The following is a 19949-nucleotide window of genomic DNA, read 5'->3' on the forward strand; positions in this document are numbered from 1 at the left end:
ATATGGGGTTGGTTAGCGCCCAAACCACTAGATATAGTGTTTTGATGGCGAGAACTGGTGGATTCTTATTTGATGGGTATTTGACGCTATGCCCAAAATCAGAACCGGAATGTGCGCCATCGTCGCGCACATCGCGGCCGAGACGGCCCGGCTGGAAGCGCTGGTCGCAACGACCGGGCGCAGCATCGCCTTGCTCAAGGAGCGCCGCGCTCATCGCCGCGGCAGTGATGGGGCAGATTGATATGTTGCAAGACGCAGTACTTAACGAAGAAAAGGAGAGGTGTCATGCTAATCAAGGAACTCAAAGTTTCTGGTCTGTTGTCCTTTGGGCCGGAGGGCATGACCCTGCCATTAGGCAACCTGAACGCACTCATCGGACCAAACGGCTCCGGCAAATCTAATTTCCTGGAAGTGCTCGCGCTGTTGAAGGCTGCGCCGACCAATCTTCCCGCGCCGGTGAAGGAAATGGGCGGCGTCAGAGAGTGGCTGTGGAAACCTGCGTCCGCCGTGCCGGAGGCGACGATAGAAGCCATCATCGAATACGTGGGCGCGCGCCAACCCTTGCGCCATGGCTTGGTTATGGCTGACCACAGCGGCCGATTTGAAGTGGTCGATGAGTGGATCGAGAATGAAAAACCCAACCCCGGCCGCACCAACCCCTATGTCTTTTATCGCTTCCAACGTGGCAATCCTGTGCTAGGCGAACCGCAGGCTCAAGCTATGGAACGGCAACTGCGGCGTGAGAATGTCAAACCAGAGCAGTCAGTGCTTTCACAGATTCGAGATCCAGAACGGTACCCAGCCTTGGGGTGGCTGCAAGAGCGCTACGAGCAAATCCGATTGTTCCGCAGCTGGACCTTCGGTCCAACTGCACCCTTGCGCCGCGAGCAGAGCACCCACGGCCGGTCAGATTTCCTGGTTGATGGAGGCGAAAATCTGGCCCTGGTTCTTTCGAAGATTCGCTCACGCATCAAGCCAGATCTGATCGAGGCGTTGCGTGAGCTTTACGAAGGCGTCGAGGACGTGAATTTCCAGATCGATGGTGGGAATGTTCTGCTTTTCTTGGAGGAACGCGGCGGACGCGAGATTCCTGCCACGCGTCTCTCGGATGGCACGCTGCGCTACCTCTGTCTGTTGGCTATTTTGCTGCATCCTGACCCGCCCCCACTGATTGCGATTGAGGAGCCGGAGCTGGGGTTGCATCCGGACATTATCCCGCAGGTGGCGAAGCTCCTCGTCGCTGCATCGGAACGCACACAACTCGTGGTCACGACGCACAGCGACGTCCTGGTAGATGCGCTTACGCGCCAACCGGATAGTGTCATCGTCTGTGAGAAGGTGGACGGCGAGTCGCAGTTTCGACGGCTGGATGCCGATCAACTGAAGGATTGGTTGGAGAAGTACACTCTCGGCCAGTTGTGGAGCATGGGTGAAATCGGAGGCAACCGATGGTGACGGCGAAACTCTACGTGGAGGGCGCGGGTCCGCGACGCGCGCAGCAGTCGCAGTGCCGCCGGGCCTTCGCCAAGTTCTTCGAGGCGGCCGGCGTCAAGAACCGGCCGGGCGTGGAACCGTGCGGCGGACGGCAAGAGGCTTTCGATAGCTTCCGCATCGCACTCAAAACCCGCTCATCGGACATCCCGCTTTTGCTGGTAGACGCGGAAGCGCCTATCACGGAAGGCCACACCTCCTGGCAGCACCTAAAGGCCCGCGACGGCTGGGACCGGCCGCCTGGCGCAGGCGATGACCAGGCCTTCCTGATGGTGCAGGTCATGGAAACCTGGTTCCTGGCCGATCAAGCTGCGCTACGTCAATACTTTGGCCCGCACTTCTCCAACACACCCTTCCGTGCGTGGCCCGCGCTGGAAGCGGTGCCCAAGCAAACGGTGTACGATGCTCTGGCCAAAGCGACGGCGGAGTGCAAACAGGTCTACCGGAAAGGCGATGTATCGTTCGATCTGCTTGCCAGCCTGACCCCGGCCACCATCGAAGCCGTGTGTCCGCACGCCAACGTGTTGCTCGAACGTCTCAGGAGCCTGTGATGTCCGACGAGCGCACATCCGAAGCTGCCTTTGAGACGGCCATCGAAACCCACCTCCTCGCCCATGGTTACGTGGCCGTAGATCGAGTCGGCTTCGATCGCACGCGGGCCATCTTCCCCCAGATGGCGCTGACCTTCATCCGCGAGACCCAGCCCAAGGAATGGGCCAAACTCGAGGCGCTGCACGGCGACAAAACCGGCGAGCAGATCCTCGACGACCTGTGCAAGTGGATGGACGCCAACGGCTCCCTGGCGACCCTGCGCCACGGCTTCAAGTGCTACGGCCGCACGTTGCGCGTGGCTTTCTTTAAGGCCGCGCATGCGCTTAACCCGGAACTGGAAGCGCGCTACGCCGCCAACCGTCTCGGCATCACGCGCCAGCTTCACTTCTCGCCGCGCTCCGAGAAATCAGTGGATGTCACCCTCAGCCTCAACGGCGTTCCTGTCGCTACTCTCGAGCTCAAGAACCCGTTCACTGGCCAGACGATGGAACATGCGCGCCGACAATACCAGCAGGATCGCGACCCACGCGAGACAATCTTCGAGTTCAAGCGGCGCACCCTGGTGCACTTTGCCGTGGATACCGAGGCGGTCTTCATGACCACGCGGCTGGCCGGCCCGGCGACCCATTTCCTGCCCTTCAACCGCGGCTGCGACGGCGGCGCCGGCAACCTACCCGACCCGGCGGGCCGCACCTACCGCACGGCGTATCTGTGGGAGGAGGTCTTGCAGCGGGACAGCTTCCTCGACCTGCTGGCGCGCTTCATCCATCTGCAAGTTGACGAAAAACGCGACGATCAGGGCCGCAAGGTCAAAACGGAGACATTGGTCTTTCCCCGTTATCACCAGCTTCAGGCCGTGCGCACCCTGGTGGAGGCCGCCCGCACCCAGGGTGTGGGACACAACTACCTGGTCGAGCACTCGGCGGGCAGCGGCAAGAGCAACACCATCGGCTGGCTGGCCCACCGTCTGGCATCCCTGCACGACGCGGCCAACCGCCGCGTCTTCGACAGCGTGATCGTGGTGACGGACCGCATCGTGCTCGACCAGCAGCTGCAAGACACTATCTACCAGTTCGAGCACAAGCGCGGCGTGGTGCAGAAGATTGATGAAAGCTCGCGCCAACTGGCCGAGGCGCTGGAGAGCGCGGTGCCTGTCATCATCACCACCTTGCAGAAATTCCCTTTCGTCTCCAAGCAGTTGCTCAAAATGGCCGAGGAGCGGGGCGAGCAGAGCGCCGGCGCGCTGCCAACGCGGCGCTGTGCGGTGATCATTGACGAGGCGCACAGCTCCCAGGGCGGCGAGAGCGCCGCGGACCTCAAAGAAGTGCTGGGCGGCGAAGAGTTGCGCCGGGCGGCCCAGCAGCAGGCGGCCGAAGAAGGCCTGGACGACATAGCAGAGCTCTTCCGCAGCATGGCCAAACGCGGCCGTCAGGCCAACCTGAGTTTCTTCGCCTTCACCGCCACGCCCAAGTATAAGACCTTCGCCGTCTTCGCGGAAAATGGGGAGCCGACCCATCGCTACACCATGCGCCAGGCCATCGAGGAAGGCTTCATCCTCGACGTGCTGAAGCACTACACCACTTACGCCACTTACTACAAACTGCTCAAGGCATGCGAGGATGACCCTAACGTCGAGCGCAAACAGGCGGCGCGCGCCCTGGCGCGCTTCATGAAGTTGCACCCGCACAACATCGCCCAGAAGACCGAGGTGATGGTGGAGCATTTCCAGGCAGTCACGCGGCACAAGATCGGCGGACGGGCGAAGGCGATGGTGGTGACGGACTCGCGACTCGCGGCCGTGCGCTACAAGCAGAGTTTCGATCGCTATATTCAGGAGAAAGGCTACGCCATCAAGACGCTGGTGGCCTTCTCCGGCACGGTGCCGGACGACAAGCTGCCCGACGTGATCTACACCGAAGAGGGCATGAACCACGGCATTCGTGAGAAGGAACTGCCTGAGAAGTTCGCCACCACGGAGTATCAGGTGCTGCTCGTAGCCGAGAAGTATCAGACCGGCTTCGACCAGCCGCTCCTGCACACGATGTATGTGGACAAGCGGTTGGCTGGCATCCAGGCCGTGCAAACGCTCTCGCGGCTCAATCGCACCCATCCGCTCAAGGAAGATACCTTCGTCCTCGATTTCGTCAATGACCCCACCGAGATTCGTGAGGCCTTCAAGGTTTACTACGAGGGCGCCGAGATGGGCGCGGCGGTAGACCCGGCGCGCCTGTACCAGATCCAGGCCGAGTTGGACGCATCAGGCATCTACCTGGCAGAGGAGGTGCAGCGATTCTGTGCAGTTTACTTCGCTCCCAGGGAGCGACAAACCGCCGCTGATCACCAGGCCATGAACGCCGCACTGGATCCGGCGGTGCAGCGCTTTACCGTACTTCAGGAGAATGATGAAGCTGAGGCTGAGCTTTGGCGCGGCAAGCAGCAGGCCTTTCGTAACCTCTACGGCTTCCTCAGCCAAATCATTCCCTACCAGGACTCGGACCTGGAGCGGCTATACGTTTTTCTGCGCCATCTCGGCGCCAAACTACCGCGACGGCGTAGCGGTCCGGCCTACAAGTTCGACGAGGATGTGCGGCTGGAATATTACCGCCTGCAGAAGATCAGCGAAGGCTCGATTGATTTGCGAGAAGGTTACGCACCTCGCCTTGATGGCCCCTCGGAAGTGGGAAGCGGCCTAGTCCACGAGCAGCCGATCTTACTTTCGCGCCTAATCGCCCTCGTGAACGAGCAGTTCGGCACCGATTTCAATCAGGCTGACCAATTGTTTTTCGACCAGATCGTGGAAGTTGCCGTGCGCGACGCCAGGCTGCAACAGGCGGCGGCGGTCAATCCAAGCGACAAATTTGAACTGGTCTTCAAGAACTTGTTGGAAACTCTCTTCGTGGAACGTATGGATCATAATGAGAACATCTTCGTGCGTTTCATGAACGACCCTGCGTTTCGGAAAGTCGTCACGACCGGGTTGGCCGCTGAAGCATATCAGCGACTACGCGCTGGGATCAACTGACCTCGTAACGTGCTCCGCTCGCAACCAACGATGAAAAACGAGACGTTCCCTCCTTCCCTCCTTCCCTCCTTCCCTCTTCCCTCCATGCCTCTTGACCCACCATTATTCACGGTGTATACTTGGCTGGGACAAGGGAGAGGATGATGGCGCCACGGATTGTGGTTGTTGGCAGCAGTAATACAGACCTGGTGGTGACGCTGCCTGCGCTGCCCAAGCCAGGCGAGACGCTGCTGGGCGGCGATCTGCTCACGGCGCAGGGCGGCAAGGGCGCCAATCAAGCCGTGGCCGCCGCGCGCCTGGGCGCCGCGGTCACCCTGGTAGGCTGCGTGGGCGATGACGACTTTGGCGCGGCCTCCCTGGCGCAGTATGCCCGCGAGGGTATGGATACCAGCCGAATGCGGGTGGTTGCCGGGGCGCCTTCGGGTGTCGCCTTGATTTTCGTAGGCGCCAGCGGTGAAAACATGATTGCCGTGGCAGCAGGCGCCAACCTGCGCCTGACGACGGCGGATATCGAAGCCGCGGCGCCGGTCATCCAGGCGGCGGACGTGCTGCTGCTGCAACTGGAAACGCCGCTGACCACCGTGCTCAGCGCGGCGCGCCTGGCGCACGCGGCCGGCGTCAAGGTCATCCTCAACCCGGCGCCGGCGCAGCCTTTACCCGCCTCCTTGTTGACCCTGGTGGATGTCTTGACCCCCAACGAACGCGAGGCCTTGCTGGTCTCTGGTCTGCCGGCTGACGCGGCTCCGGCGGCTGCGGCCGCGCGCCTGCAAAGCCTGGGAGTCAAGACCGTTGTCGTTACGCTCGGCGCAGCCGGCGCCCTGGTGAAAACCGTGGCAGATGCGGCTTTCACCGTGCCCAGCTTCCGCGTGCCGGCGGTGGACACCGTGGCAGCCGGCGACGCGTTCAACGGCGGCCTGGCCGTGGCCCTGGCGCAGGGCCAGCCGCTGGCGACCGCTGTGCGCTTTGCCAATGCCGTGGCCGCGTTGGCCGTAACTCGACCAGGCGCGCAATCCTCGCTGCCCTCCGCGGCGGAAGTGGCGGCGTTCTTGGAAGCAAGAATGGGCGATTGAGCGGAGATCGGAGACCGGAGACCGGAGCGCTCAGGTGAACGATGGGCATCGCCCATTACCTCACCATCATCCAGTTTAGCGATATAGGGCAAGTCGGAGGGCGCCAGCCTGCACCGGACGTCGGGGTCTGACTTACGCGCGGCGTCGAACTCTGGTAAAATAGCGCAAGCCAGCAGCTTCACCAGGCGCGGAGATGAGCATGATGCGACACGACGCAGATGACCTGGCCCAGGCGGACAGCCTTACGCCAGCGAACGGAGATGGGGACCAAGATGTGGGGTCAATCCTCAGAAGGCTGACCGACGAGAACAATCTATTACGCACGATCATCGCCAATCTGCCCGATTACATCTATGTCAAAGACCTGAACAGCCGCTTTGTGTTCAATAACCCCGCCCATCTGCATCTGCTAGGCGCGCATTCCCAGCAAGACCTGCTGGGTCAGACCGATGCTTCCATCTTTCCGCCTGAGTTAGCCTCTGCCTATCTGGCCGATGAGCGCACGGTCCTGCACACCGGGCTGCCTTTGATTGGCCGCGAGGAGCCGGTGATCAATTTGAGCACTGGAGAACGGCGTTGGAATTCCACCACCAAAGTCCCTCTGCGCGACGAGCACGGGCGAATCACCGGTTTGGTCGGGATGAGCCGCGACATCACCGCGCAGAAGCAGGCGCAAGACGCGCAGCGGCTCAGCGAAGCGCGTTATCGGGCCATCGTTGAGGATCAAACCGAGCTGATCTGCCGCTTCCTGCCCGACTGTACACTCACCTTTGTCAATGAAGCCTATGCCCGCTACTTCGGCAAGACGCCGGCGGAGTTGATTGGCTGCAGTTTCAAGACCTCGATCCCCGCGGATGAGCACCATTGCGTTGATCGGCACCTGGCGCAGTTGACGCCAACCAATCCGCTGATCGCCTATGAACACCAGGTGATCGCGCCGGATGCTGCCATCCGTTGGCAGCACTGGACAGACCACGCGATCTTTGATCGCGAGGGGCGCTTGCTCGAAATCCAGTCGGTGGGCCGCGATATTACCGAACGCAAAGAAGCGCAGGAACGCGTCCACCGCACAGCCGCGCGCGCCGAGGCCTTGGTGCGGGTGGCAGAGCGCCTGAACGCGCAACTCAATCTGAAGGCGGTGTTGGAGACTGTCTCTCAGGAGGCGGCGCACGCCTTGAATGCCGACGGCGCAACCGTCACCTTGTATGATGAACATCGCCAGGTGTTCACGCTCATGGCCGACTACGGACTGCCGCCTGAGTTTCGAGAACGCTGCGTCCCCATACCCTACGCCGTGTATCAACGAAGCGCCGATAACCGGCACGGCGACTTCATTATGACTGACATCACGGCCGCTTCGGACTTAGCCAACGCGGCGCTTTTTGTTGACTGCGGTATCCGTTTTCTGGTCGGCAGCAGTATGTTGCGCGAGGGGCAGCTGATCGGAGTCATCCATGTGATGAACAAGTCGCGCCCACTCAGCGAGGACGAATTGACCCTCTTGCGCGGCCTGGCCGACCAGGCCGCCACCGCCATTGCCAACGCGCAACTGTATGACCAGGTGCAGCAGTACACCAACGAACTTGAGCTGCGGGTGGCCGCGCGCACGGCCGAGCTGCAGCGCATGAATGAACAGCTGCTGGCGGAGATTGGCGAACGCCGGCGGGCCGAAGCCGCACAACGCGCCAGTGAAATCAAACTGCGGCTCATCCTGGAGCAGATGCCAGCCATCGTGTGGACGACTGATGCCAATCTGCATCTCAGTTCGGCGATGGGCGCTGGGCTGCAGCGTTCCACGAATACACGAACTCCGCTGCTCAGCGCAGAGGACGCGCAGTTGACCTTATCGGTCTCGGCTGCCGAAATCAGCCAACTGGCCGCTGACCAGCATCACCACGCGCTGGGGGGCGAATCAACTCGTTACGAACGTCGCCATGACGAGCGCTATCTCGACATTCGGATCGAGCCTCTGCGCGATGCTCACAATCAGATTGTGGGCACGATTGGCCTGGCCGTGGACGTGACCGAACGTAAGCAGGCCGAGGAAGACATCCGACGTGCGTTGGCGCACGAGAAGGAACTGAGCGAACTGAAATCGCGCTTTGTCTCCATGACGTCGCACGAATTTCGCACCCCCTTGAGCACGATTCTGTCCTCGGCCGAGCTGTTGGAGTATTACCTGCAGGAGTGGCCGCCTGACAAGAAACGGGAACACCTGCACCGAATTCAACAAGCCGTGCTCGACATAACGGAGATGCTGAACAGCATCCTGGTGCTAGGACGCGCGGACGCCGGCAAGCTGGAATTGAACCCGCGCTGGTTCGATGCGGTAGCCTGGTGCCGAGATTTGATCGAAGAAGGCCGCGTCCATGCCCGCGCCAACCAGGAGATTAGTCTGGAGACCGCTGGCGCGCCGCGCCCGATTTGGGCTGACGAAAAGCTGCTGCACCAGGCCCTGGGCAATCTTTTGTCCAACGCAATCAAATACTCGCCCCAGGGCGGCCCGATCCGGCTGTTGATTGACTATGCCGAGCACCAGATTGCGTTTGCGATCAGCGATCAGGGCATCGGTATTCCGACTGAGGACCGCGACCGTCTCTTCGATGTTTTCCATCGGGGACGCAACGTGGGCAGCGTGGCCGGCACCGGGCTTGGACTGGCCATCGCCAAGAAAGCCGTTGATGTGCACGCGGGTTACATCGAGGTCGCCAGCGCCGATGGCGGCGGCGCGACATTCACGATCATACTGCCGCAGCCGGCCGTGCCAGGAGTGTAACTGGTGAAGACAGTTTTGGTGATCGAAGATGAGACCGCGGTCCGCGCCAATATCCTGCAGATTCTCGACTCTGGCGGCTACGTCGGCATCGGCGCCGACAACGGCCGCGTGGGGTTGGAAGCGGCTCAGCGCCAACAGCCCGATCTGATTCTGTGTGACATCATGCTGCCAGAACTGGATGGCTACGCCATCTTGCGCGCGCTACGCCAGGACGCCAGGACGAACGCCATTCCCCTGATCTTTCTCACGGCCAAGGTGGACCGCGCGGATGTGCGTCAGGGCATGGAATTGGGCGCGGATGACTATATCGCCAAACCATTTCGCCGCCTTGACCTGCTGCAAGCGATCAGCGCTCGTCTGCAGCGCCGCGCGGATCTGTTGCAGCAGGCAGAACGCCAATTGAGAGATTTGCGCGCCTCGATCAACCTGGCGCTGCCGCATGAACTGCGCACCGCCCTGACCGGTATCTTGGGCTTTTCGGAGTTGATTAGCACCCAGAGCAACATCCTGGAACTGACCGAACTGGCGGAAATGGGGCGCGCGATCTATGACTCAACCACGCGGCTGCAGCATCTTCTCGATAATTTTATGATCTATGCCCGCTTGGAGCTTCTGGCCGCCGACGCCGCCCAGGTGATGGCGCTGCGCCAGGAACGGACGACGGGCGTGGATAATGTGCTGCGGGCAGTCTTGGTCAGCAAAGCGCAATCCGCTGCGCGCAGTCACGACCTTGAGGTGATGGCCGTTGATTGTGCGGCGGCGATATCAGGCGTCTACTTCCGCAAACTGTGTGAAGAGCTGATTGACAATGCTTTCAAGTATTCGGCGCCTGGCACGCCGGTCAACGTAACGGCCGAGATCATCGCCAACCGATTGAGGCTGACCATCCGCGATCAAGGCCGAGGCATGACCCCTCAGCAGATGGCAGATATTGGCGCTTACGTGCAGTTCGATCGGCAAACGTTCGAGCGCCGCGGCGTTGGCCTCGGCTTGATCATTGCCAAGCGCCTGGCCGAAATTCACGGCGGCTGGCTGCACCTTGACAGCTCAGTTGGCGCAGGCACGACCGTGTCTGTCGAACTACCGCTGGCTCAAGAAACAGCATTACCGTTGACGAGGTTCTGAAGTAGGACGCAGATACACGCAGAAAAACGCAGATAAGACCGAATAAAGGCCCCAGCGCAGCACGTGCTGCAACCGTCGCCCCACAGGCTCCATTTGCTATCCAGCAGTATTGCTAAATCTGCGTGCGCAGGCTGCGTTTATCTGCGTCCTGCCTCTCTTCTCCTCAACGCTCAGGAAACAGCCAACGCCGTAAGCCGCCCATCAGGCAAACGTCATGCCGCACACCGACACCAGCGATGTTCCCTGGTCATCGGCCGGGCATTGATCGTAGCCAAACGCTTCCCCACCTGTGGCCTGCAAATAGCGCAGCGTAAGATAGATGGGCGAGACGCCGCAGACGTTGTTGCCATCGCGTACGCGGCGAATGGCGTCGAAGAAGCCTTCGGCATCGCCCTGTCCCATCCAATGCATCAACTCCGTATCGGCCGCCTGCAACGCGCGGCGTCCGTCAGCGTCTACCGGATCGCCGCCAAACGCCGGGCCGATGTGCGCCAGATCGCCGGAGGCCACGACGATCGTGCGCCGCCCAGCCGCGGCGCGGCGCAGCGTAGCGAGCACTGCGTCCAGGGTAGGATCATCCTGGGGCCGCCGACCTCCGTGGACAAAGGGGGCAAATGAGCCAGTGAGAATGGGCACGACGGCGACTGGTTTCCCGACGCGCAGGTGATGGAGCCATACCAGCACCAGTTCCAGCGAGTGTTCCGTGCGGTGGCGCAGTTCGCCGCCAAAGGCCAGGTCGGGGCCAATGACCTGGGCCAACTCATCCACGATCGTTTGATCGGTGGGCAGCACGCCGTAGGGGGTGGCGTAGTGCTGGCGCGTCAGATTGATCAGCCGATCGCTGAAGTGATCCGTGCCAAACAGGATCACGAGATCGGCGCTGCGGGCCGTTTCCGTCGCGCGCTTCCACACCTGGGCGTAGACAGGTCCGCCGCGGGGATAGTCAATGTGCGGGCTGAGCAGCCCGCGGCCGGGCTGGGGCGCCGGCTCGACCTCGCTGGCGCCTTCCAGGTAATCGTTGAGGAGACGAAACAGCTCGCGCGCGGCGGCTGGATAGGACTGGCCGGCCAAGGCCGGCGGGCGGAAGGGCGCGGCGCGGTAGTCTTGCAGGCGACGACTGTGCGCCTGGACAAAGCGATCATTGTCCAGCAGCAAGGCTTCATCCAGCGCGCCAAGCACACGCGCCACGGTGTCTGTGCTGACCGGTAAGCCAAAGCGCAGCAGGAGATCCGCGCGCAGGGTCTGCGCCTCACGCGTGCCATCGCACAGCATCAGGAGCGGCCCAAGATGCCGGGGGAGAATGACCACCTTATCGCTGAGCTGCAGAGGATCCCGCAGGTAGAGCTGCGGCTGCCCATACTGCACGAAGGGGCGCGCATCTATGGGGCGCAGTTTGGGGCGTTGTACGCTCATGTTTCTCTCCCACTTTACATAGCACAAAGTACTGCCCAGGCGGCGCGCCGACGCAGAGCGATTGAAATCGCACCTGACGGGCGTTCCGCCGGGAGCCCAACGGCCCTTCGACAAGCGTTCGACTGAGCCTTCGGCGAGCTCAGTCGAGCCGCTCGCCGAAGGCTCAGGGCAAGCGTGGACGCGATGCTGGTCGGCGGCGGCCGACCTTGCGGCGGAACGCCCTTTCGGCCCGAATTCATTCGGCGGCTGTAGTCGGCGCCGGACGCCTGATCGGTGGCGCCTGCCTTGCCGTCTGCTAATGTGTCGGCGCATGCAAGATCTGGCGCAGCGCGGCGCCCAGCCGGGCAATTTCATCCAGAGTGTTGTAATGCACAGCGCCGACGCGCACCATGCCGCCTTGTTCTTCGAGGCCCAGGCGCTCGGTAACGGCCAGGGCGTAATAGTTGCCATGCCAAACGAAAATGCCGCGCTCCGCCAACGCTGCCGCAATGGCGGCCGGATGCTGCCCAGCCACGGTGAAGGAAACGGTGGGCACGCGCCAGTGCAAGCGGTCAGGGTCGGTAATGCCGTGGACAGTGACGCCGGGCAATCCCTCCATCTCGGTCAAAATGGCCGCATTCAAGACCTGGTCATAGCGTTGGATGGCCTCCATGCCGGCCTGCAATTGCTGGCGCCGCGAGCCGGAAGAGCCAGCGTCGGCCTGACCGAGTTGGGCCAGGTAGTTGACGGCGGCCAGGGCGCCGGCAATGCCTTCGTGGTTTTGAGTGCCGGTTTCGAATTTATGCGGCGGCTTGTTCTTGGCCGGCCGCACCTTGTAAGCAGTCAGGCGATCGAGCAGGTCATAACGGCCGTAGAGGATGCCCAGGTGTGGCCCAAAGAACTTGTACGCCGAACAAGCCAACAGATCGCAGCCGAGGGCCTGCACGTCCAGCGGGCCGTGCGGCGCACACTGCACGGCATCCACGAAAATGAGCGCGCCCACCTCGTGCGCCCAGCGCGTCAGGGTGGCGACATCGTTGATGGTGCCGGTGGCGTTGGACGCGTAGCCCACGGCGAGCAGCCGGGTGCGTTCATTGAGCAGCCCATGCAGGCCTTCCATATCCAGGGTGCAATCGTCCGGGTTGAAGTCGGCCCAGCGCACGGTGACGCCGCGGTCGGCCGCCATCATCACCCACGGCGTGATGTTAGCGTCATGATCCAGCCGGGTTACGATGATCTCATCGCCTGGCCCCCAATCGCGCCCCAGCGCGCGACTAATACTGAAGGTCAGGGTTGTCATGTTGGGGCCAAAGATGATTTCGTCAGGCGAGGTCGCGTGGAGGAGATCGGCGACAGCCGCGTGCGCCTCTTCGATGATGGCATCGCTGCGCTGGCTGGTGGCAAAGGGGCCGCCGCGATTGGCGTTGTCGTGAGCGAGATAATCGCTCATGGCGGCGATGACGGCCGCCGGGGTCTGCGTGCCGCCCGGATTGTCCAGGAAAATCACCGGCAAATCGTTCATTTGCTGGGTAAGGGCCGGAAACTGTGAACGAATGGACGCAAAAGGGAATGGTTGATTCATGGCTGCTCGGCTTCCAGGTTGGTTTGCTGGGATCAGCGTGGGACAAGTTCGATTTTACCCGCGCCAGGTCATTCGGGCAAGGCGACAAGGCGTGATCATCTGGTCACATGAAAATGTCATGAAGAAACGGTAAAGAGTTCTGAACCTTATCAGCGGCGCTTTGACAAGCATCAATGGATGTGTTAAACTCTCGCCAACTATAGGTGTTCGTATTGCGCCGGTTTGTTGGTCGGTTCATGATCGTCACGACCATGTGAAGGCCATCGTTCAGTGACCCCAAATTTTCTCCAAGATGGTCCGGGCCGGCGTTAGTTCCAGGTAATGCGTTCCAGTATGGTTTATGTCCCGTCTTGACACCTGATGCGAAAGGATTGAACCGGTAGCATTTATGGTTTCATGTTCGTTCATTGTTCATCCTTCCACTATGCCCAACCACGGAGGCGCCCATGGGAGTCCTGCTTGATGTTCGTGGACTGTATACACAGTTTTTCACGAAAGATGGCATTGTCAAGGCCGTCAATGGCATTACGTATTCTCTCAATGAAGGGGAAACCCTGGCGATCGTCGGAGAAAGCGGCTGCGGTAAGAGCGTTGGCGTCATGTCATTGACGCGGCTCATTCCCTCGCCCCCCGGCAAGGTTGTGGCCGGTGAGGTGATTTTTGACGGCCGCGACCTGCTCAAACTCGAGCCGGACGAGCTGCGGCAGATTCGTGGCAATCGCATTGCCATGATCTTTCAGGATCCGATGACATCGCTCAATCCGGTGCTCACTATCGGCTTCCAGATCGGCGAAGCGCTCATTCTCCACCTGGGCATGAACAAGGAACAGGCGCGCAAGCGCAGTGTGGAGCTCCTGGAACTGGTCGGCATTCCCGGGGCTGCTGATCGCCTCGACGATTACCCACACCAATTTTCTGGCGGTATGCGCCAGCGTGTGATGATTGCGATGGGGCTGTCGTGCAACCCACAGCTGCTCATTGCTGACGAACCGACCACGGCGCTCGATGTGACCATTCAAGCGCAGATTGTGGACCTGGTGCAGCGCCTGAAAGATGAAATTGGCATGGCGGTCATCTGGATCACCCACGACCTGGGGGTTGTCGCCGGCATGGCTGAACGGGTGATCGTGATGTACGCCGGGTTCATCGTGGAAGAGGCGGCCGTGCGTGATCTGTATGACAACCCACGCCATCCCTATACTTTGGGCTTGCTCGGTTCATTGCCCCGCCTGGACGAAGACAAGCCGGTGCGCCTGAAATCAATCGAAGGTTTTCCGCCCGACCTGGTTGCTTTGCCGGCGGGCTGCCCCTTCGCGGCGCGTTGTGACTATAAGATCAGCAAGTGCGAAACAGAAAACCCCCCCATGGAGCCGGTTGGCCCGGCGCACAGGGCGGCCTGTTGGGTAGACGTCACCACCGGAGGAGCGCGGCCATGAGTACGAACGGTTCAGTAAAGTCAGACGATTATATCCTGCGCGTCGAAGGGCTGAAGATGCACTTCCCCATCACCCAGGGTATTCTTTTCCAGAAACAGGTGGGCGCGATCAGGGCGGTTGATGGCTTGACTTTTAGCATCAAGCGCGGCGAAACCCTGGGCCTGGTGGGCGAAAGCGGCTGCGGAAAATCCACGACCGGGCGCTCGATCCTACAGCTCTACCGCCCCACGGCCGGCCACGTCTTCTTCGAGGATAAGGACCTCACCTTACTCAACGGCACGGAGATGCGCCACCAACGCCGCCAAATGCAGATGATCTTCCAGGATCCCTACGCCTCCTTGAATCCACGCATGACCGTGGGCAACATCGTGGGCGAGCCGTTGGACGTGCACAATATGGGCGACAAGCAGAGCCGCCGCGACCGCGTGGCGGAACTGCTGCAGATCGTCGGCCTCAACCCCTATTTCGTCAACCGCTATCCGCACGAGTTTTCGGGCGGTCAGCGTCAGCGCATCGGCGTGGCCCGTTCCCTGGCCATCAACCCGAAGTTCATTGTGTGCGACGAGCCGATCTCTGCGTTGGACGTTTCGATTCAGGCGCAGATTGTCAATCTGCTCGAAGACCTGCAGGCCAAGTTCGGCCTCACCTATCTCTTCATTGCCCATGACCTGTCCATGGTGCGCCACATCAGCAACCGCGTGGCCGTCATGTACCTGGGCAAGATCGTGGAGTTGACGGAGCGCACGGAACTGTATCGCAACCCGCTGCACCCGTACACGCAGGCGCTTCTCTCCGCCGTACCGATCCCCGACCCACGGGCGGAAGAAAAACGCAAGCGCATCATTCTGAAGGGCGATGTGCCCAGCCCGGCTAATCCACCCACGGGCTGCTACTTCTCCACCCGCTGTCCGCGGGTGATGGATAAATGCCGCCAGGTGGAACCAGAGTTCAAGAGCGTTGGCAGCGACCATTACACGGCCTGCCATCTCTACTAAATGACTGCCGCCAGTAATTCGATGACGAAAGGGGGTGATTGCGGCCTGTGGCTTTCGTTTGCTAGTTCATACGGCCTGGCACGCTGCGTTGAACATAGCGCCACGCGCATTACGGAATATGGTTGTGATGCGCGACGATTTTTCTGTATTCCCTATTAGGAGGAGATACTCATGCGTTCGACAAAGTGGACTGTATTGCTCGCAGTCCTGGTTGTTGCTAGTTTGGTACTGTCGGCCTGCGGCGGCGCCGCGCCGACGCCGGTCAAAGAGACCGTGGTGGTTGAAGTAACCAAGGAAGTTGTCAAAGAAGTCGAGAAGACCGTCGTGGTCGTCGCGACGCCGGAACCCAAGCCGGCCGGCCCCAAGATGGTGCGCATCAACTTTGGCGCGGGCGACGTGCCGACGATTGACCCGGCCATCTCCACTGACACATCCTCTGTGCAGGTGGTTGATGCGACGACCGTCGGTCTGACCCGCCAGAACGAAGTGACGTCGCTGTTGAAGCCCGGCATGGCGACCAAGTGGGACATTTCTGCCGATGGCAAGACCTACACCTTCTCCCTGCGCAACGATGTGCCGTGGGTGAAGTACGACGGCGGCAAGAACGCCGTGGTTAAGGTGCAGGACTGCAACGGCGCCGATCGCATGGTCAACGCCTATGACTTCCAGTACGGCATCCTGCGCACACTCAATCCGAAGACCGCGTCAGACTATGCCTACGTGCTGAACTTCGTGATCGCCGGCGCTGGCGACTTCAACAGCGGCACCGTGACCGATACGGCGAAGGTAGGCGTGACCGTGGTTGACACCTATACGTTGAAGATTGACTTCAACGAGCCGGCGGCCTACAACGCCGCCATCGCCGGCCTGTGGGTGGCGCATGCCCAACCCAAGTGGATCATCGAAGGCGACGACTGCACCGACGCCCGCGGCGAGCGCTGGACCGAGCCTGGCTTCTTCCAGAGCTATGGCCCCTTCACGCTCAAGAGCTGGATCCATGACTCCACGATGACGATCGTCAAGAACCCCTTCTGGCCCGGAACCGAAGAGACGCCGCAGGCCAAGCTGGATGAAGTGACCTTCACCATGTTGGATGAGCAGGCGGCCTTCGCCGAGTACGAAGCGGGCAACCTGGATGCCACCGGTGTGCCTTCCACCGATCTGGATCGTGTCAAGGCCGATCCGACCCTTTCTAAGGAGCTTGTGGTCGCGCCGAACACCTGCACCTACTACTACGGGTTCAACACCCAGGCCCCATTCGTGGATGACGCACGCGTCCGCCGCGCCCTCTCTGCTGCGATTGATCGCCAGGGCCTGATTGACAACGTGCTCAAGGGCGGCCAACAGCCGGCGCAGTGGTTTGCCTATCCAGGCATCGCTGGCGCGCCGACGATGAAGGATCACCCAGACCTGGGCATCAAGTTCGATGTCGCCGCAGCCAACAAGGACCTCGACGCCTACCTGGCCGAGAAGGGCCTGACCAAGGACAAGCTGGACATCACCCTGATGTTCAACACCTCCTCAGGTCACCAGAAGATTGCAGAAGCGATCCAGCAGATGTGGAAGACCAATCTCGGTATTGATGTCAAGCTGGCCAACCAGGAGTGGAAGGTCTTCTTGAAGACGATCCGCGACGTCAAGGGCACGCCTCAGATCTACCGCCTCGGCTGGTGCATGGACTACGCAGACGCCAACAACTTCGATCGTGAAGTGTTTGCCAAGGGCGGCTCCGCCAATCCAACCGAAGGCGGCGGCATCAGCTGGATGAACGATAAGTTCGAAGAGCTCGTGAAGCAGGCGGCTGTCGAGCAGGATCCGGCCAAGCGTGTTGACCTGTACGCGCAGGCTGAGGATATTCTGGTCAACACCGATGCGGCGATTGCGCCGATCTACTGGTACACGCGCAACACGGTCACCAAGCCGTACGTGCAGCGCACCTTCTCCGTCTCCGGTCACGAAGCGCTGGAGAAGTGGGACGTCACCAAGTAAAGGGCTGCTGGCGGTAGTCTAAGCTCTCTGTGAGACTAAGATGCCGCAAGCTCCGATTCCCGGGTGGGAGGAAGTTGACCTTCCCCCCACCCGGTCCCCGTGGCGTCACGCTGACTGCGATGAAACAGCCTGGTTTCTGCGCAGTCAGGATGACACGACCGGACATTGACTTACGCAGACACGATTGCACGCTGAAAGTGATTCGCTCCGGCAGGGTCATACACCCAGCCGCCTGTTGGGAGAGACGGCGGTCGCAGACCGCCTGCGAGCAGAAAAGGTCATGACTTAGCGAAGGAGGAGGTCTATGGGACGGTATATTGCGCGTCGCTTGATCTGGATGGTGGTCACGCTGATCGTCATTTCAGGCATCACCTTTACCCTCATGCACGCGGTGCCGGGGGGGCCTTTTGATAAAGAAAAGACCGTGCCCAAGGAAATCCAGGAGATCCTGAACAAGCGCTATAACCTCACTGCGCCCCTGTGGAGGCAGTACGTTGATTACCTGGCCGCGATCGTGATTCCACACTTGTCCAGTACACCGCCCGGCGTTTCGCTGCTGGACGACGCGATGGTCAACATCAAGGTGGGCGACAAGCTGTGGCTGAAGTGGATGAATTTTGGGCCATCGTTCACCTCGCGCAGCCGCACGGTCAACGACGTTTTTCGCGATCAGTTCCCCGTCTCCGCGCAGTTGGGGGTCATGGCGCTTCTGATCGCGATGATCATCGGTATGCCGCTTGGCATCATCGCCGCGCTCAAACAGAACACCTTCTTTGATTATCTTGGCATGGGCGTTGCTATCTTTGGTGTCTCGGTGCCGGTCATCGTCTTGGGGCCGATCCTGATCTGGATTTTTGGCGTCTCGCTCAAATGGCTGCCGCCCACCGGCTGGGGCGCCAAACCGCCCTACGTGCTGGGCTTCCTCCCGTCCAATATCGGGCCGGATTTCTTCCGCTACGCGCTCATGCCTTCCGTGGCCTTGGGCCTCGGCAGCTCGGCCATTATCGCCCGCCTGACGCGCGCCAGCCTGCTGCAGGTGGTGCGTGAGGATTACATTCGCACCGCGCGCGCGAAAGGCCTCGCAGAACGGACGGTCATCACGCGTCACGCCTTGAAGAACTCCCTCATTCCGGTGGTGACGGTGCTTGGCCCCATGTTTGCTGGCCTGGTCACCGGCACCTTTGTCACGGAGACGGTGTTTGGCATCCCTGGCATGGGCAAGTACTTCGTTTCCAGCATCACCAACCGCGATTACCCGGTGATTATGGGAACCATTCTGCTCTACGCTATCCTGTTGGTGGTGGCTAATCTGCTCGTAGATATCCTCTACGGGTTCCTGGATCCACGCATTCGCTATACATAAACAAGGAAGGCCCATATGACTGTCTCAAGTAGCACCGCACCACCGCCTGTCTCGGTGAACCTGGCCCGCAAAGGCGACAGCCTCTGGGGAGAGGCCTTTCGCCGGCTGCTGCGCAACCGCGCCGCCGTGATTGGCGGGACGATCATTCTCATTATTGTCTTGGTTTCCATCCTGGCGCCGATCATTGCAGTCAAGTCGTTCGAGGTGCAGATCCCGGTTGATAACAACAAAGTCCCAGGTTGGGTGCCGGCTGTCTTCACCACGATGAAGCCGTACGCTAAATACAGCAACCAATACCCCTTGGGCGCCGATGACCTGGGCCGCGATCTCTTTAGTCGCATCGTGTACGGCTCGCGCATCTCGCTGACCGTGGCGTTCATTGGTCCCCTCGTCAGTTTGATCATCGGCGTGGTTTTTGGCAGCATTGCCGGCTTCCTCGGCGGCCGCGTCGACAACTTCATGATGCGCATCGTGGACGTGCTCTACGCCTTCCCCCAGATTCTGTTCATCATCCTGCTGATGGCGTTCTTCCGCTCGACGCTTTCCAAACCAGCGCCTGGCACCTTTAGCTACTCGATCAGCCAGCTCGATGCGGCGACGGGCGGCGTCTTGTTCATCTTCATGGGCCTTGGTCTGACCGCCTGGGAAACCATGGCCCGCCTGTCGCGCGGCCAGGTGTTATCGCAGCGCGAGAAAGAGTACATCGAGGCTGCACGGACGATCGGCGCCGGCAATGTGCGCATCATGTTCCGCCACATCCTGCCCAACATTCTCGGTCCCTTGATCGTGGCCGAAAGCCTGGCCATTCCGGGTTACATCAGCCTGGAAGCTTTCCTTTCCTTTATCGGTCTGGGGGTCAATCCGCCAACGCCATCCTGGGGGGTGATGATCTCTGACGGGTCGCGCATCCTGCGCACCTATCCGAATCAGGCCATCTTCCCCGCCATGGCCCTGGCGATCACGATGTTCGCCTTCAACTTCCTGGGCGACGGCCTGCGCGACGCGCTCGACCCACGCCTGAAGGGCACCAGCTAACATCCAACGCCGTGACGCGGTCATGGCAGCCTTGTCCATCAAGCCCGGCGGTGACAGCCGGGCTTTTTGTTGAACAGGATTGACAGGATGAATAGGATTCTCGACTCGTTGGGTGCATCCC

General features: G+C 60.8%; 14 protein-coding genes. 12 read left to right on the forward strand and 2 right to left on the reverse strand.

Annotated features, from left to right (window positions below):
- The first annotated feature begins 88 nt into the window (after window positions 1-88).
- The 7 genes from ACPQ6D_RS14190 to ACPQ6D_RS14220 all read left to right on the forward strand — a co-directional run bounded on the left by ACPQ6D_RS14190 (window position 89) and on the right by ACPQ6D_RS14220 (window position 10036).
- Window positions 89-241: a hypothetical protein gene (locus ACPQ6D_RS14190; RefSeq protein ID WP_423224996.1), complete on the forward strand. Its 153-nt coding sequence runs from the start codon at window positions 89-91 to the stop codon at window positions 239-241.
- On the forward strand, window positions 238-1455 hold the full coding sequence (locus tag ACPQ6D_RS14195) for an AAA family ATPase (protein WP_423224997.1): 1218 nt from the start codon (window positions 238-240) through the stop codon (window positions 1453-1455). The genes ACPQ6D_RS14190 and ACPQ6D_RS14195 overlap by 4 nt, the downstream gene beginning before the upstream one ends.
- On the forward strand, window positions 1449-2042 hold the full coding sequence (locus ACPQ6D_RS14200; RefSeq protein ID WP_423224998.1) for a DUF4276 family protein: 594 nt from the start codon (window positions 1449-1451) through the stop codon (window positions 2040-2042). Before ACPQ6D_RS14195 ends, ACPQ6D_RS14200 begins: the two co-directional genes overlap by 7 nt.
- A complete protein-coding gene (locus ACPQ6D_RS14205; RefSeq protein WP_423224999.1) occupies window positions 2042-5065 on the forward strand; it encodes a type I restriction endonuclease subunit R in 3024 nt (1007 codons plus the stop codon). The genes ACPQ6D_RS14200 and ACPQ6D_RS14205 overlap by 1 nt, the downstream gene beginning before the upstream one ends.
- Before the next feature lie 143 nt (window positions 5066-5208).
- On the forward strand, window positions 5209-6135 hold the full coding sequence (rbsK, locus tag ACPQ6D_RS14210; protein ID WP_423225061.1) for a ribokinase: 927 nt from the start codon (window positions 5209-5211) through the stop codon (window positions 6133-6135).
- Window positions 6136-6334: 199 nt separating this feature from the next.
- Window positions 6335-8911, forward strand: a complete 2577-nt coding sequence (locus ACPQ6D_RS14215) for a PAS domain-containing sensor histidine kinase (RefSeq protein WP_423225000.1) — start codon at window positions 6335-6337, stop codon at window positions 8909-8911.
- Between the two features lie 3 nt (window positions 8912-8914).
- The gene (locus ACPQ6D_RS14220) at window positions 8915-10036 is read left to right on the forward strand and encodes a hybrid sensor histidine kinase/response regulator (protein ID WP_423225001.1); all 1122 of its coding nucleotides are present in this window, start codon (window positions 8915-8917) and stop codon (window positions 10034-10036) included.
- Window positions 10037-10237: 201 nt separating this feature from the next.
- Here the strand turns inward: ACPQ6D_RS14220 and amrB are convergent, their stop codons facing one another.
- Window positions 10238-11449, reverse strand: coding sequence for an AmmeMemoRadiSam system protein B (gene amrB / locus ACPQ6D_RS14225; protein ID WP_423225002.1), 1212 nt, complete (start codon window positions 11447-11449; stop codon window positions 10238-10240).
- A 295-nt stretch (window positions 11450-11744) separates the two neighbouring features.
- The gene (locus ACPQ6D_RS14230; RefSeq protein ID WP_423225003.1) at window positions 11745-13010 is read right to left on the reverse strand and encodes a cysteine desulfurase-like protein; all 1266 of its coding nucleotides are present in this window, start codon (window positions 13008-13010) and stop codon (window positions 11745-11747) included.
- Window positions 13011-13456: 446 nt separating this feature from the next.
- Here ACPQ6D_RS14230 and ACPQ6D_RS14235 point away from each other — a divergent pair, with 446 nt between their 5' ends.
- From ACPQ6D_RS14235 to ACPQ6D_RS14255, 5 genes are all read left to right on the forward strand, one after another.
- On the forward strand, window positions 13457-14446 hold the full coding sequence (locus ACPQ6D_RS14235) for an ABC transporter ATP-binding protein (RefSeq protein WP_423225004.1): 990 nt from the start codon (window positions 13457-13459) through the stop codon (window positions 14444-14446).
- Window positions 14443-15441, forward strand: coding sequence for an ABC transporter ATP-binding protein (locus ACPQ6D_RS14240; RefSeq protein ID WP_423225005.1), 999 nt, complete (start codon window positions 14443-14445; stop codon window positions 15439-15441). The genes ACPQ6D_RS14235 and ACPQ6D_RS14240 overlap by 4 nt, the downstream gene beginning before the upstream one ends.
- A 171-nt stretch (window positions 15442-15612) precedes the next feature.
- Window positions 15613-17430, forward strand: a complete 1818-nt coding sequence (locus ACPQ6D_RS14245) for a peptide ABC transporter substrate-binding protein (RefSeq protein WP_423225006.1) — start codon at window positions 15613-15615, stop codon at window positions 17428-17430.
- Window positions 17431-17734: 304 nt separating this feature from the next.
- Complete coding sequence (locus ACPQ6D_RS14250; protein WP_423225007.1) at window positions 17735-18793, forward strand: ABC transporter permease; 1059 nt, start codon at window positions 17735-17737, stop codon at window positions 18791-18793.
- 15 nt (window positions 18794-18808) lie between these two features.
- Complete coding sequence (locus tag ACPQ6D_RS14255) at window positions 18809-19828, forward strand: ABC transporter permease (protein ID WP_423225008.1); 1020 nt, start codon at window positions 18809-18811, stop codon at window positions 19826-19828.
- Window positions 19829-19949: the final 121 nt, after the last annotated feature.

The organism is Candidatus Amarolinea aalborgensis (genome assembly GCF_900491745.1).
In the GTDB taxonomy this organism is placed as follows: domain Bacteria; phylum Chloroflexota; class Anaerolineae; order SSC4; family Amarolineaceae; genus Amarolinea; species Amarolinea aalborgensis.